13 protein-coding genes are annotated in these 14,222 nt (G+C 69.5%); 8 read left to right on the forward strand and 5 right to left on the reverse strand.

What is annotated here, in order from left to right:
- Window positions 1-28 precede the first annotated feature (28 nt).
- The 5 genes from AC5JOC_RS17470 (at window position 29) to AC5JOC_RS17490 (ending at window position 5,440) form a co-directional block, all read left to right on the forward strand.
- Window positions 29-1,096, forward strand: coding sequence for a glycosyltransferase family 2 protein (locus AC5JOC_RS17470; RefSeq protein WP_079705566.1), 1,068 nt, complete (start codon window positions 29-31; stop codon window positions 1,094-1,096).
- Window positions 1,097-1,924 (forward strand): CDP-alcohol phosphatidyltransferase family protein, encoded by an 828-nt coding sequence (locus tag AC5JOC_RS17475; protein WP_079705567.1) that lies wholly within the window; start codon window positions 1,097-1,099, stop codon window positions 1,922-1,924.
- The gene (locus tag AC5JOC_RS17480; RefSeq protein WP_494246923.1) at window positions 1,924-2,808 is read left to right on the forward strand and encodes a glycosyltransferase family 2 protein; all 885 of its coding nucleotides are present in this window, start codon (window positions 1,924-1,926) and stop codon (window positions 2,806-2,808) included. Before AC5JOC_RS17475 ends, AC5JOC_RS17480 begins: the two co-directional genes overlap by 1 nt.
- A gap of 68 nt (window positions 2,809-2,876) precedes the next feature.
- Window positions 2,877-4,178, forward strand: a complete 1,302-nt coding sequence (locus AC5JOC_RS17485) for a CDP-glycerol glycerophosphotransferase family protein (protein WP_079705569.1) — start codon at window positions 2,877-2,879, stop codon at window positions 4,176-4,178.
- A gap of 53 nt (window positions 4,179-4,231) precedes the next feature.
- The gene (locus AC5JOC_RS17490) at window positions 4,232-5,440 is read left to right on the forward strand and encodes an acyltransferase family protein (protein ID WP_124769032.1); all 1,209 of its coding nucleotides are present in this window, start codon (window positions 4,232-4,234) and stop codon (window positions 5,438-5,440) included.
- On the opposite strand, the gene AC5JOC_RS17495 is transcribed toward AC5JOC_RS17490, so the two are convergent.
- From AC5JOC_RS17495 to AC5JOC_RS17515, 5 genes are all read right to left on the reverse strand, one after another.
- Window positions 5,361-6,836, reverse strand: coding sequence for a glycosyltransferase (locus AC5JOC_RS17495; RefSeq protein ID WP_494246924.1), 1,476 nt, complete (start codon window positions 6,834-6,836; stop codon window positions 5,361-5,363). The genes AC5JOC_RS17490 and AC5JOC_RS17495 overlap by 80 nt on opposite strands.
- A gap of 84 nt (window positions 6,837-6,920) precedes the next feature.
- Window positions 6,921-7,802 carry a hypothetical protein gene (locus AC5JOC_RS17500; RefSeq protein ID WP_124769034.1) on the reverse strand — a complete coding sequence of 294 codons (882 nt, stop codon included), beginning with the start codon at window positions 7,800-7,802 and terminating at the stop codon, window positions 6,921-6,923.
- 74 nt (window positions 7,803-7,876) lie between these two features.
- The gene (locus AC5JOC_RS17505) at window positions 7,877-8,635 is read right to left on the reverse strand and encodes an ABC transporter ATP-binding protein (RefSeq protein WP_079705573.1); all 759 of its coding nucleotides are present in this window, start codon (window positions 8,633-8,635) and stop codon (window positions 7,877-7,879) included.
- Window positions 8,635-9,402: an ABC transporter permease gene (locus tag AC5JOC_RS17510; protein ID WP_079705574.1), complete on the reverse strand. Its 768-nt coding sequence runs from the start codon at window positions 9,400-9,402 to the stop codon at window positions 8,635-8,637. Before AC5JOC_RS17510 ends, AC5JOC_RS17505 begins: the two co-directional genes overlap by 1 nt.
- A 117-nt stretch (window positions 9,403-9,519) precedes the next feature.
- Entirely contained in the window at window positions 9,520-10,212 is a 693-nt protein-coding gene (locus AC5JOC_RS17515; protein ID WP_064296200.1) for a phosphocholine cytidylyltransferase family protein, read from the reverse strand.
- Window positions 10,213-10,483: 271 nt separating this feature from the next.
- On the opposite strand from AC5JOC_RS17515, the gene AC5JOC_RS17520 reads away from it, so the two are divergent.
- The 3 genes from AC5JOC_RS17520 to AC5JOC_RS17530 all read left to right on the forward strand — a co-directional run bounded on the left by AC5JOC_RS17520 (window position 10,484) and on the right by AC5JOC_RS17530 (window position 14,183).
- Window positions 10,484-12,265, forward strand: a complete 1,782-nt coding sequence (locus tag AC5JOC_RS17520; RefSeq protein WP_494246925.1) for an ABC transporter ATP-binding protein — start codon at window positions 10,484-10,486, stop codon at window positions 12,263-12,265.
- Window positions 12,241-13,812, forward strand: a complete 1,572-nt coding sequence (locus AC5JOC_RS17525; RefSeq protein ID WP_159878286.1) for a hypothetical protein — start codon at window positions 12,241-12,243, stop codon at window positions 13,810-13,812. The genes AC5JOC_RS17520 and AC5JOC_RS17525 overlap by 25 nt, the downstream gene beginning before the upstream one ends.
- Before the next feature lie 95 nt (window positions 13,813-13,907).
- Complete coding sequence (locus AC5JOC_RS17530; RefSeq protein ID WP_064296346.1) at window positions 13,908-14,183, forward strand: DUF3039 domain-containing protein; 276 nt, start codon at window positions 13,908-13,910, stop codon at window positions 14,181-14,183.
- Window positions 14,184-14,222: the final 39 nt, after the last annotated feature.

Genomic DNA, 14,222 nt, shown 5'->3' on the forward strand with positions numbered 1-14,222 from the left:
GATCGAACGAAACACGGAGTGAACCCCCATGTCGAACGACACAGGCCAGGCCGACGCACCGTCGTCGCCCGGAGTCTCCTACGTGATGCCGGTGTTGAACGACGTCCGCCACGTCCGGGCAGCCGTCGACAGCCTCCTGGCGCAGGACTACGCCGGCGACGTGGAGATCACGATCGCCGTCGGGCCGAGCATCGACGGCACGACCGAGCTCGTCCGAGAGCTCCAGGCGGCCGACCCGCGCATCCACGTGCTGGAGAACCGCGTCGGGTCGACCCCGGCCGGACTCAACCTGGCGATCGCCGCGTCGACGCATCCGATCGTCATCCGGGTCGACGCCCACTCGGAGCTGCCCGACGACTACGCGCGACTCGCGGTCGAGACCATGCTCCGCACGGGGGCGCAGAACGTGGGCGGCATCATGGACGCCCAGGGGCGCACGAGCTTCGAGACGGCGGTGGCGCGGGCGTACGGCTCGCGCGTCGGGCTCGGTGGCACGCCCCACCACGTCGGCGGTCGAGAGGGGCCGGCAGACACGGTCTACCTCGGGGTCTTCGACCGCGAGATGCTCATGCGGGTGGGCATGTTCGACGAGCGCATCAAACGCGGACAGGACTGGGAGCTCAACCGCCGGATCAAGCAGGCCGGCGGCCTCGTCTGGTTCACGCCCGCGTTGCGCGTCGTCTACCGCCCGCGTGCGAGCATGCGCGCCCTGGCGCGGCAGTTCTTCTCCACCGGACTCTGGCGCGGCGAGCTCAGCCGGAGCTTCCCCACCCGCGGCACGCTCCGTTACTTCGCGCCGCCGGTCCTGGTGCTCGGTATCGTGCTCGGCACGCTGCTCGGGCTCGGAGGCCTGGTCCAGCTGGGTGCGGGGGCGACGCCGTGGCTGCTCCTCGGGTTCGCGGCCCCCATCGCCTATGCGGCCATCGTGCTGCTCGCGAGCATCGTCGTCACCGGGCGGGACGGGGTACGCACGAGCCTCTGGATGCTCGCCGTCCTGCCGTGCATCCACTTCTGCTGGGGCACGGGGTTCGTGCTCGGCTACGGCTCGCTCGCGAAGGGCATCTCCGCGCTGCGCAATCCACCGAAGGCGGTCTAGATGTCGGATCCCAGCACGGCCGGAACCGGTCCGAGGCTCACGCCCCCGCGGACGATCGCCGAGCTCCGTGCCGTGGCGCAACCGCCGGAGGTCCGCGCGCGGAAGAACGCCGAGCACTGGACGGCCGACCTCTACCTGCGAGACCTGTCGCCGTACGTCACGTGGTTGCTGCTGCGCACGAGCATCAGCGCGAACGGCGTGACGGGTCTGATGATCCTGACCGGCTGGGCCACGGCCGCCGCGCTCCTCATCCCCGGATTCGGGGGCGCGGCCCTCGCGCTCGTGCTCGGCCAGACGCAGATGCTCGTCGACTGCTGCGACGGTGAGGTCGCGCGCTGGCGGCGGACGTCGAGTCCGGCCGGTGCGTTCCTGGACTCCGTCGGCCACTACTCCACCGAGTCGCTCATCGCGATCGCCCTCGGCATCCGTGCCGCCGCGTGGCCGGTCGATGCGCCCGAAGACCTCGTCTGGATCACCCTCGGATTCGCACTCGCGCTGTTCGTCGTCCTCAACAAGGCGCTGAACGACATGGTGCGGGTCGCCCGCGCCGGGTTCGGGGCGCCGAAACTCACCTACTCGACCGAGGAGTCGGCGCCGCGCGGGGGACTGCTCGCTACGGCGCGGACGGTGGCGCGGTTCCTCCCGTTCCACCGGCTGTTCCACTCGGTCGAGCTCACCATGGTGATCTTCGCCGCTTCCGTGGTCGGCCTGTTCGTCGGCGACGTCGAGGCGATGCGCTGGGTGCTCGCGATCCTCGTTCCGCTCGCGTTCCTGACGCTCGTCGGGCATTTCATCGCGATCGTCTCGTCGAAGCGGCTCCACGCGTGATGTCCGGCCCGATCCCGGTCACGCGCTCCGTCGGCGTCGTGGTCTTGACGCAGGGGACCCGCCCGGTCGAACTCACCGCAGCCGTGGAGAGCGTGCTCGCCCAGCAAGCGGTGGAGCTCGACGTGGTCGTGGTCGGCAACGGCTGGCAGCCGACCGGACTTCCGGACGGCGCTCGAGGCCTGGCCCTGTCGGAGAACCTCGGGATCCCGGCCGGCCGCAACCGTGGTGCCGACGCCGTGCAGGGGGAGTTCGTCTTCTTCCTCGACGACGACGCGACCATCCCGTCCACCACGTTCCTCCGCGACGCCATCGCGATGCTCGACGCGGACCGCTCCATCGGCCTCATCCAGCCCCGGCTCGCCGACGCGGACGGTGCAGCGACGCCGTCCCGCTGGGTGCCGCGCACCCGCGACAAGGACCCCGGGCATTCGAGCGCCGTGTTCTCCTGCCTCGAAGCGGCCGTCCTGTTGCCGCGGTCGGTGTTCGACGCCGTCGGTGGATGGGCAGATCCGTTCTTCTACGCGCATGAGGGCATCGAGCTCGCCTGGCGGGTCTGGGACCAGGGGAGGCGAGCCTGGTACGAGGCGTCCCTCGAAGCGAACCACCCCGTGACCGAACCGACGAGGCACACCGCCTACTACCGGCTCAACGCGCGGAACCGGGTCTGGCTCGCGCGGCGGAACCTCCCGGTGCCGCTCATCCCGCTGTACGTGGGCTCCTGGACCGCGATCCAGGTGATCCGGTGGTGGCGGAAGCCGGAGGCCCTCCGTCCCTGGTTCGGTGGCTGGCGCGAGGGGTGGCGGACGGACCCCGGCGAACGTCGTCCACTGCGCTGGCGGACGGTCTGGCGGATGACGCGCGCAGGGCGACCTCCGGTCATCTGAGTGGCGGGGGCCCGTCGTGATCCCACCGTGACCTGGCGTCGTTACGCTTGACGGATGCTGGAGCTGACATGGGACTGATCAGAGACGGTCGTCGTGCCATCACGCTCGCCAAGGACCTGCTCGCCAACCGCCGGGCCAGAGCCGTCCTCGCGGCGCAGATGCAGGCGGCTCCCGTGATCGAGCCGGGGCGCTACAAGGTGGCCGTGTACTTCGCGGACGGTGCCGTCAACATGTACCAGATCCGACAGTGGTACCGGCCGCTCGCCGAACTGTCGAAGCAGTGGCCCGTCCTCATCCTCAGTCGCGGTGCGACGGCTGCGGCGAAGCTGTTCGAGGAGTCGCCGATCCCGACGGCCTACGTCCGGACGGTCGTCGCCCTCGAGCGCACGCTGGCCGAACAGGACATCCGCGTCGTGCTGTACGTCAACCAGAACGCCAAGAACTTCCAGATGTTCCGGTACGGCTCCCGCTGGCACGTCTTCGTCAACCATGGCGAGAGCGACAAGATGTACATGACCACGAACCAGTTCAAGGCCTACGACTACAGCCTCATCGCCGGCCAAGCGGCGAGGAACCGGCTGGAGCGGGTGCTCTGGGACTACGACTTCGACAAGCGCGCGATCATGATCGGCCGCCCGCAGGCGGACCACTACTCGGGCGAACTGCCGTACACGCCCGACGAGCGGACCGTGGTCCTGTACGCGCCCACCTGGGAGGGCGACCGCGCGGCCGCGGCATACGGCTCGATCGCGAGCCACGGCGTGGCCCTCGTCCGAGCGCTCATCGCGACCGGGCGGCACCGCGTCGTGTACCGCCCGCACCCGAGGAGCGGTGTCGTCGATCCGGCGTACGCGAGCGCGAACCGCGAGATCATGGCCGCGCTCCAGGAGGCGAACCGAGCGGACGCCTCGGCCCAACACGTCGTCGACACGGGTGCCGACCTCGGTTGGCAGCTGGCGGCAGCGGACGCGGCGATCGTCGACATCTCCGCGATGGTCTACGACCGCCTCGCGAGCGGGAAGCCGCTCATGATCACCCGTCCCGTGAACCCGGAGGCGGAGATCGACACCGGAGGGTACCTCTCGTCGTGTGAATGGCTCGATGCCTCGGACGCAGCGGACATCGTCGACGGAGTCGACCGACTCCTCGGTGATCCCGAGACGGTCGCGCGACTGCAGCACTGGGTCGAGTACTACTTCGGCGACACGACGCCCGGGGTGACGACGGCGAGGTTCCACAGCGCCATCGAGCATCTGATGTCGGAATGGGAACGGTTCGCCCTCGCGCACGCCGATGGCCGGCCGGAGCTCGACGAGCATGAGGACGATGAGGACGAAGACGAGGATGACGACGACGAAGGACGCGCCTGAGGCGCCCTGAGCCGTTGAGTCCGCGCCCAGGAGAACCGCGTAGGGTCGGGCAGGTGAATCCGTCCTCCGGGCGACTGGCCTCCCTCGACGGAGTCCGTGGTGTCGCCAGCGTCGTCGTGGTGCTCTACCACGTGTCGTTGCTCGCACGACCCTTCGCGACGGGCCGGATCTCGGAGCCCGCCTGGGACATCGCGACCGAGACACCATTGAAGCTGCTCTTCGCCGGCACCGAGGCGGTGCAGGTGTTCTTCGTCCTGAGTGGTCTCGTCGTCGCGCTCCCGCTGTTGCGAGGCGGCGCGAGCTGGCCGGGGTTCTTCGCCGCGCGGTTCGTGCGGCTCTACCTCCCCGTGTGGGGATCGCTGCTGTTCGCCGCCGCACTCATCCTGCTCATCCCGAGGGATCCCGCCTCGGTGACCACCGGTGAGTGGATCGCGAACGCGAACGCGACGAGCGTCGACCCGCTGCACCTCCTGACGGAGGCCACCCTGACACCGGCGAGCTACACCCTGGTGAACACCCTGTGGTCGCTGCGCTGGGAGCTGATCTTCACGCTCCTCCTTCCGATCGCCGTCCTGCTCGCTCGGTTGCTGCGCCGCTGGGCGTGGCCGGTCGCTGCGTTGATGTCCGTGATCATGGTGCTCGGACGGGTCGCGGGACTGGACGCCGCCGTGTACCTGCCGGCGTTCTTCATCGGTACGCTGATCGCCGTCCGGCTCGACGACCTCCGCGCCTGGGCGGCGGATCGGTCCAGCCCCCTGCAGTGGGCGATGCTCACGGGCGGCTCCGCACTCCTGCTCGTCGCGAGCTGGCTCTCCCGACCGTTCGTCGAGTCCTCCTCCACGCTGGGTCAGGCGCTCTGGGGTCTGTCGGGCGTGGGAGCGGCCGGTCTCATCGTCGTCGCCATCGGAAGCCCGTTCGCCCGGCGGCTCCTCGAGACCCCGCCCGTCCTCTGGCTCGGCAAGGTGTCGTTCAGCCTGTACCTCGTGCACGCCCCGATCCTGGCCACGCTCGCCTTCATGTTCGGCGATGAGCGCTGGTGGCTGGTCGGCATCGTGGGCGTGCCACTCAGCCTGCTGATCGCCGCCGGGTTCTTCCAGCTCGTCGAGCGTCCGTCCCACGGCCTGGCGCGCCGCGTCGGCCGAGGGGTGCAGACGGGGGTCGCGGCGGTGCGCTCCCGGATGCTCAGCCGACGCGAGGGACGAGCGCGTTCCGCTTCTTCCGACGAGCGGCCGCGTGCAACTCCTGAGCCCACCGACGGGTGACGGCTTCGTCGTCGTACTGCTCCGCGGTCGTTCTGGCGTTGCGACGCATCGCGTCGACCTCGGTTTCAGGAAGGGCGAGCAGGCGCTCGATGGCGGCCGACACGACGGCCGGTTCCGCGGACGGCACGAGGAACCCGTTCCAACCGTCGCGGACGATGTCGGCCGGTCCGTAGGGGACGTCGACCACGATGGGAAGACACCCGGCTGCCATCGCCTCGATGAGCACGAGCGGGAAGCCCTCCGAGGTCGAGGTCATGACGAGGAACGAACCCGAGCCGAGCTGCTGCCGGGCGGAGCGGTCGTAGCCGTGGAGGACGACGCGGTGCTCCGGGTCTTCGGCGATGAGGAGCGACTGCAGTTCGTCGAGCAGCTCGCCGCCGCCGTAGACGTCGAGCGTCGGGGGAGGCCCGTCCGTGGACGTGGCGGCGAGGACGGCGCGGATCGCGTGCGCCGGCCGCTTCCGGGCCGTGAGCGAGCCGAGGAACATCCCGCGGCTGCGAGGCCGAGGAGCGCGTGCGACCTCCGGGGCGACGAGTTCGCGCGAGTTCGGGATGACACTGAGCGAGGCGTGCTCGCCGAGCATGGTCGTCACGTCCGCGAGCTGCCGATCACTGAGGAGCGCGACGAGGTCGAAGTCGTCGAGCGCCTCGAACACCGCTCGCCGCGACTCCCGCAGCCGACCGTGTGGCCGTTCCGTGCCCTGGAGGTGCGAGGCGTGCACGACGTGCGCGGTGACGACATTGCGCTTCCGGTAGCTCAGGACGAACGGGGCGATGGTCTTGCTGTCGACGATCATCCAGGCCGGCCCGCCCGCGGTGAGCGCGTCGAACCAGGCGCGGTACAGGGACCAGATGCGTCCCCAGGAGCGGACGGGACGACCCTGCTCGTCGCAGAGGACGACCGAGCGGCCGCCCTTCACGCCCCGTTCACGCGTGTCGCGGCGGTCGGACAGGAGCAGGGTGCCGTCCGGTCGGTAGACGTCCACCTGCAGGATCTGACCCGCGTCGTCGTGTCGCTCGCGGCTGAGGACGGCGTCACCGCGGCGTCGTTCCGTGCCGACGTCGTCCAGGGGGAGCGGGGTGAACCCGTGGCGCGCCAGGTCGAGGGACCCACCCGGCAGAGGGTTGTCACGCAGCCAGTCCCAGAGGTTGACGACCCGGAGTCCGTCGATCAGGTCTCCGCGCGTGCGCAGCCGTGACGCCAACTCGGGGTAGTCCGGTCGGTGGTCGAAGGTGAGGACGTCGACCGGGGTGTCGGCCAGTCTGATGAACGCGCGGGAGCGCTGGAGCATCGCCTCGGTCATGCCGCCGAAGTCGTCCGACAGGCCCCAGGTCACCGCGAAGTGGCGACCTTCCGGGAACGGCTTCTGGGGGCGGCGCAGGAAGGGAAGTCTCACCCTCCGACGGTACGCGATGGACCTGGAGGGATGCCGCATCCCGGGCGGCCCGGTCGGGAGTGATCCGGAGCTCGCCTCGGGTGGTCAGGGGCGCTGCTCGGACCCGTCGCCGACGGCCGCATCGCCGCCTGACTCGATGGCCAGGTGCTTCCGGCGTCGGAACACCTGGTCGCGGATCTTCCCGAGGCCCGACCGGCCGGAGACGGCCCGCATCCGCGGCTCGAGGTCGAGTGGGACGACGAACGGCGCCGGTCCGAACGCCTGGCGCGCGGCACGGACGACCTGTCGGCCGAGCATGTGGTTGCCGATACCGCCGACGGCCGCTCCGACGCCGAAGGGGAGCGCCTTGCCGATGACACCGGCGCTGCCGCTCGCCGCGAAGTGCTTCACGAAGCGCACCCGCAGCTGGTCGGCGACGGGACCCACGATCATCGACGGCAGACCCTGGGTGATCGTCTGGCCCCAGAACGCCTGCCGCGGGACTCCCTTGCCGGCCGCCTGGGATCCGAAGTTGCGCAGGAGGTCGGTTCCGGCCTTGCCGAGCATCATGGTCATGACGAGCGCGCGGGATCGCATCGGATCCGCCAGGGCGATGCCGTGGACCTCGGTGACCGACTGGGCGAACAGGGCGGTCGCCTCGAGGAACCCCGCCGTCTCGACACCGGAGAGCGCAAGGGTCGTCGCCGTCCCGATCGCCGGGACCACAGCGGTCGCGCCGACGGCGGCTCCCGTCGTCGTCACCGTCGTGAGGTACCGGCGCTCCAGGACGCGGATGAGCTGGTCGGCCGTCGCGTTCGGGTACATCCGCCGGATCGACCGGATGTGCGCCACGACCACCGGTCGCTGGACCCAGAGCAGTCGGTCGAGCGCCCGCACCCATCCCGGCTCGGGCAGCATGGGCTGCTGTGCTGCGGCGGTGGGGAACTGGGCGGGACCCGGAACGGGTCCCTGCTGCGGTCCGGTCATGACGACCTCCTCGTGGGCGGGGCGGCCAGTCTACGTCGACCCGCTGCGGGTCGACTGACGCTTGCTGGCGGGCTTCAGCTGTTGTAGTCGGCGTTGTAGCGGTCGAGCACGTCGTCGATCGGGGCGTCGAGTACGAGCGCCCCCTTGTCGAGGTAGAGCCCCCTCGTGCAGAACCGCCTGAGGTCCTTCTCGTTGTGCGAGACGAAGAACAGGGTCCGCCCGCCCTCGAGGAGTTCCTCGATGCGCCGGTAGCACTTCTCGCGGAACGCCCGGTCGCCGACGGCGAGGACCTCGTCGACGAGGATGATCGGCTCTTCGAGCTGCGCGATCACCGCGAAGGCGATGCGGACCTTCATCCCGCTCGAGAGGTGCTTGTACGGGGTGTCGATGAAGTCGGCGATCTCGGCGAACGCGATGATGTCGTCGAACCGTCCGTCGATCTCGCGGCGCGACATGCCGTGGAGGCCGGCCGTCAGGTACACGTTGTCGCGGACCGTCAGGTCGTTGACGAAGCCGCCGGTGATCTCGATGAGCGGCGCGACGCCCTCGCGCACACCGACGGTGCCCTCGTCGGGCAGGACGACGCCCGCGACGAGCTTGAGCAGCGTCGACTTGCCTTGACCGTTCCGACCGACGACGCCGATCGCCTCGCCGGGGGCGACATCGAAGGAGACGTGGCGCAGGGGCCAGAACTCGCCCGGCTTCGAGCGACGGTCGCGACCGGCGAAGAGGTCCTTGAAACTCCGCCGACCGCCACGGTTGCGCCGGAACCGGATGCCTGCGTCGGCGACCGAGATCGCCGGCCGACCGGCGGTTGCGTTACCTGTGGGCATCAGATCTCCTTCAGCACGGAGCGCTCGCAGCGCTTGAAGACGAGGAGACCGACCGCGAGGATGACCGCCGACATGGCGGCGGACACGCCCACGAGGTGCCAGTTGAGCTCCTGTGGGAAGAACGCGGAACGGTACAGCGCGAAGATGCCGCTGAGCGGGTTGAACGCCGCGAAGGGCTCGATCTTGTCGGGCAGCGCCGTCGTGCTGTAGATGATCGGCGTCGCGTAGAACATGAACCGCAGGATGAGCTTGACGGCTCGCTCGAGATCGCGGAAGAACACGACGAGCGGAGCGACGATCAGGCAGAGCCCGATGGTCAGGACGGCTTGGATGACGATGGCGAGCGGGAACAGCACGATGTCGAGGTTCACCTGCGCGCCGCTGAAGATCGCGAAGGCTGCGAGGACCGGGAGCGCCGCGAGGAACTCGATGCCCTTCGACAGCACGATCCGGTTCACCCAGATGGTCCGGGGGATCGTCGTCGAACGCACGAGCTTCGCCTCGCGCAGGAAGGCGCGCGTGCTGTCGGACACCGATCCGGTGAACCACATCCATGGCAGCAGGGCGGCGAGGAGGAACACGATGTACGGTTCCTCGCCGACATCGCGCCGGAACACCTGCGTGAAGACGAACCAGTAGATCCCGCTCATGACGAGGGGGTCGAGGATGGACCACACGTAGCCGAGCGCGCTCGTCGAGTAGCGCACACGCAGGTCTCGGACGGTCAGGATCCAGAGCGCGTGGCGATACCTCGCCGAACGCGACATCCTTGGCCGCGTTTCAGCAGAAGAACTCACGGGACCAACCTTATCGAGGCGACGCAGGAACGCCGCCCGCGACGCTCAGCGTCGGGACGGCGTTCGTGTGCGATGTGGACGGGGCCCTCAGACGAAGAGGTTCGCGCGCTCGAGGTCCTCGGCGAAGTCGACCTCGACCGCGTAGAGGTCGGAGATGTCGACCGGCTCGACGAGCATGCCTTCGCGCTCGATGGCGAGCTCGATGCCGCGCTCGAAGTAGTCCTGGTCGCCGACCTTGGTCAGGTAGCGGTGCAGCATCGTCTTGTCCTGCGACGAGATGTAGTTGATGCCCACGGCCTCTCCGAGCCCGCCGACGACGGTCTTCGAGAGCTCCTTGATGTAGCCCTCGGCGCTCGTCGTGTACTTGACCTCTTCGTCGGACACCTTGGAGGTGTTGACGGTCACGAACGAACGGTCCTTGGCGATCATCGCGGCAGCGCGGTCGAGGACGGCCGGGTCGAAGACGACGTCGCCGTTCATCCAGAGCACGCCGCCGGCCTGAGACGCCGCGAGGGCGCGCATGAGGCTCTTCGAGGTGTTGGTCTGGTCGTACTGCTCGTTGTAGACGAAGGAGGCGTCGGGGAAGGCCTCGATGATGTGCTCGAGCTTGTAGCCGACGACGATCGTCACCTTGGCGCTCGCTCCGAACGCGTGGTGGATGTTGTCGAACTGCTGCTGCATGATGGTGCGGCCGTCGCTGAGCTCGGTCAGGGGCTTGGGGAGCGAGCGGCCGAGACGGCTGCCCATCCCTGCGGCAAGGATCACTACCTGGGTGGTCACGTTGTTCTCCTCAGTGTGGGTATGGAATCACGCGGTGCCACGATGCTGTGGACGATTCACCGAGGATTAACCAAGACGTGCATTGAAAGACACTCCGTTATGCCAAAATACAGGCTAGCCGCGGTGAACTCCGTCTGTCAGGGGTTCCCAGGGTCCGTTGTCGTTTTGTGATCGACCACCCGGCGTTTACACAGCTTGGGGGAGATGTGTCAACCGTTCATCCTGAGACTCCGCTGTCCGCTGCGGCCGCCGCTGTTGGTAGGTTTGCTTGGTGACTTCCACGACTCCGCCAGATCCCGCTCAGCAGCCCGCGCCTGCCGACGGCACGTCGACGAGTCCGGGCACGCCGAACCCCGCCGACGCCGCTGGTGCACCTGCGCCGACGACCGCTTCCGACGATCAGGGCGCTGCGACGCCGACGGCACCGAAGCGCGCACCCCGCTCGACGACGCCTCGGGCTTCCGGAACGGCGAAGGCCCCGGCGAAGCGGCCGAGCACGCCCCGCACCCGCACCACGTCGGCGAGCGAGACCTCGGGCGAGTCCGGGGACGCGACCACACCAGCACCGAAGGCGACCACGGCACGCTCGACGACCGCTCGGACCTCGACGGCGAAGACCACGGGCACCAAGTCGACGACGGCGCGCACCACCGCCGCGAAGCGCACGCCCGCGAAGTCGGCTGCTGCAGCCGGTGGTGCGGAGGGCACTGAGTCGGCCGAGACGACCACCGCCCCGAAGGCGCCCAGGTCGACGACGGCGCGCCCCGCAGCCGCGAAGCCGGCGACCAAGGCCGCAGGCGCCAAGACGACCACCGCCCGGACCTCGACGACGAAGTCCACGACGGCCCGGACGCCGGCCAAGCGCACACCGGCGCGCACCAGCGCCGCGAAGCAGACCGAACAGACGGCAGCCGCGGTCGCCGGCGTCCTCGACGAGGTCAGCGCACCGGGATCGGTCGACCGGGCGACGACGTCGGCGCCGTCCGAGCAGCCGTCCCCCGAGGTCGCCGACCGGATCGCCGTCGACGAGCCTCGGCCCGACGACACGCAGACCGCGACCCCGGCGAGCGCTTCATCCACCGCCGAGCAGGCTGCGGACGACACGGCTCCGCAGACGACGCCGGCACCGTCGGAGTCCGTGTCGGTGGCGCCTCCGCAGGAGGAGGTCGTCGCTCCGGCGGCAGCCCCCAAGCGTCCTGTCGGTCGTCCCGCGGCGACCCCGCCGTCCGCCGCCACCTCGTCGCCTGCGGCGACGACGGCGCAGCGCACCGAGGCTGCCGACGACGGCGCACATCCCGTCGTCCTGTCGATCTCGGGACTCGTCAAGCAGTTCGGCGACACGGTCGCGGTCGACGGCGTCGACCTCGAGGTCCGCCGGGGCTCCTTCTACGGCATCGTCGGGCCCAACGGCGCCGGCAAGACCACCACGCTGTCCATGGTCACGGGTCTCCTCCGTCCCGACGCAGGGTCGATCACCGTCCAGGGCGTCGACGTCTGGCAGGATCCCGCCGAGGCCAAGCGGGCGATCGGTGTGCTGCCCGACCGGCTGCGGCTCTTCGACCGCCTGACCGGCAGCCAGCTCCTGTACTACTCCGGCGTCCTGCGGGGGCTCGACCCCGCGACCGTCAAGTCGCGGACCGCCGATCTGGCTCGTGCCTTCGGTCTCGACGACGCGCTCGGTCGTCTCGTCTCCGACTACTCGGCGGGCATGACGAAGAAGATCGCGCTGGCAGCCGCACTCATCCATTCGCCGCGTCTCCTCATCCTCGACGAGCCGTTCGAATCGGTCGACCCGGTCTCCGCGGCGAACGTCATCGAGATCCTCCAGCGGTACGTCGCCAACGGCGGAACCGTCGTGCTCTCGAGCCACGGCATGGACTTCATTCAGCGCGTGTGCGATCACGTGGCCATCATCGTGCAGGGCAAGGTGCTGGCCGCCGGGTCCGTCGACGAGGTGCGCGGAACGGGCACGCTCGAGGAGCGGTTCGTCGAGCTCGCCGGGGGCCGCAAGTCGGCAGAGGGAATGGAATGGTTGCACAGCTTCTCCGACTGAAACTGCAGCTGACGCTCAACGCGTTCCGCCGCAGCCCCTGGCGACTGGTCGGGCTCGTCCTCGCGATCGCGGTCGGCGTGTGGATCGTCGTGCTCGCGAGCACCGGTCTCGTCGCGCTGCGCGGCGGCGATCCGGAGGTCACCCGCAACCTGCTCGTGCTGGCCGGATCGGCCGTCGTCCTGGGGTTCATCATCCTTCCGCTCGTCTTCGGCGTCGACGATCAGCTGGATCCTCGGGCGTTCTCGCTCTTCGGGCTGCCCAACCGCACCCTGTCCGCAGGCTTGCTCGTGACAGCGCTCGTGTCGGTGCCGTCGCTCGTCCTCGCCGTCCTCGCGGCCTCGTCGGTGGTCACCTGGTCGCGGTCGCCGCTGCCCGCCGTCCTCGCCGTGGTCTCCGCGGTCCTCGGCGTGCTGCTCTGCGCGCTCCTGGCCCGGATCGCCACCTCGATCTCCGCGAGCCTCCTCTCGACGCGTCGCGCCAAGGAGGTCATGGGTGTCCTCGGGCTGGTGCTCATCATCGCCGTGGCCCCGGCGATCATCGCCCTCACCACCGTGGACTGGCAGCGCGACGGGTTCGCCGTCCTCGGCCGGGTCGCTGACATCCTCAGTTGGACCCCGCTCGGCGCCGTCTGGTCGTTCCCCGGTGATGCCGCACTCGGTGGCATCGCGCCGGCGATCGTCAAGCTGCTGCTCACCGCGGCGACCATCGCCCTGCTCTGGTTCGCCTGGCAGGCGTTCGTCGCCCGACTGCTCGTGGCGCCGGAACGCCTCGGGACGGGCCGCGACAGCACCGGTCTGGGCTGGTTCGACCTGCTCCCCGGTTCCCCGTCCGGAGCCATCGCCGCTCGGAGCATGACCTACTGGCTGCGCGACCCGCGGTACCTCGTCTCCCTCGTGATCATCCCGATCGCGCCCTTCATCTTCTTCGTGCCCATGCTCGTCGCCGGCATCCCGATGAACGTCCTCGCACTCGTCCCACTCCCGGTCGTGTGCTGGTTCCTCGGCTGGCTCCTGCACAACGACCTCGCCTTCGATTCGACCGCGGTCTGGCTGCACGTCGCCTCGGGGGTCCGCGGACGATCGGATCGGATCGGCCGGCTCTTCCCGGTGCTCCTCATCGGCATCCCGCTCATCGCGGTCGGGTCGACGCTGAGCATCCTGTTCTACGGCGACTGGGACGCCCTGCCGTCGATGATCGGCGTGAGCACGTGCCTGTTGTTCAGCGGTGCCGGTATCGCGAGCTTCGTGTCCGCGCGGTTCCCGTACCCGACGTCGCTTCCCGGCGACAGCCCGTTCCAGCAGCCGCAGGTCCCGGGCAGCAGCGGTATGTCCGCACAGTTCCTGAGCCTGCTCGGTACGGTGCTCCTCACGATTCCCGCCGGCTGGCTGGCCGTGCTCGGGCTCACCGGTGAGCCGAACTGGAACTTCGGGGCACTCGCGGTCGGTGCGGGTACGGGCATCCTGGTGCTCGCGATCGGGATCTTCGCCGGCGGTCGCGTCTTCGACCGTCGCAGCCCCGAGATCGTCGGCTTCGCCAGCTCGCACTGACCCGACGTCGGCGACCGGATCGGCCCGCAGGAGACCCGGGTGCCGTCCGGCGGTACCATGGAGCCATGGCGCAGCATGACAGCACGAAGCAGCAGATGAGCACGATCGATCCCGGTGGCACGCCCGACGGTGGGAGCACGGCGATCATGGATCGTGAGCTCGAGGAGCTGATCGAGAGCGAGAACATCGAGCCCGGCGATCACGAGCGGTTCTCGCACTACGTCAAGAAGGAGAAGATCCTCGAGTCGGCGTTGAGCGGCAAGCCGGTGAAGGCGCTCTGCGGCAAGAAGTGGACGCCGGGTCGCGACCCCGAGAAGTTCCCGATCTGCCCGGCCTGCAAGGAGATCTACGAGAAGCTCCTCCGCGACTGACGCTCGGAGCGCACCGCGGCCGACGCTGAGACGCGTCGT

Source organism: Plantibacter sp. (genome assembly GCF_059073635.1).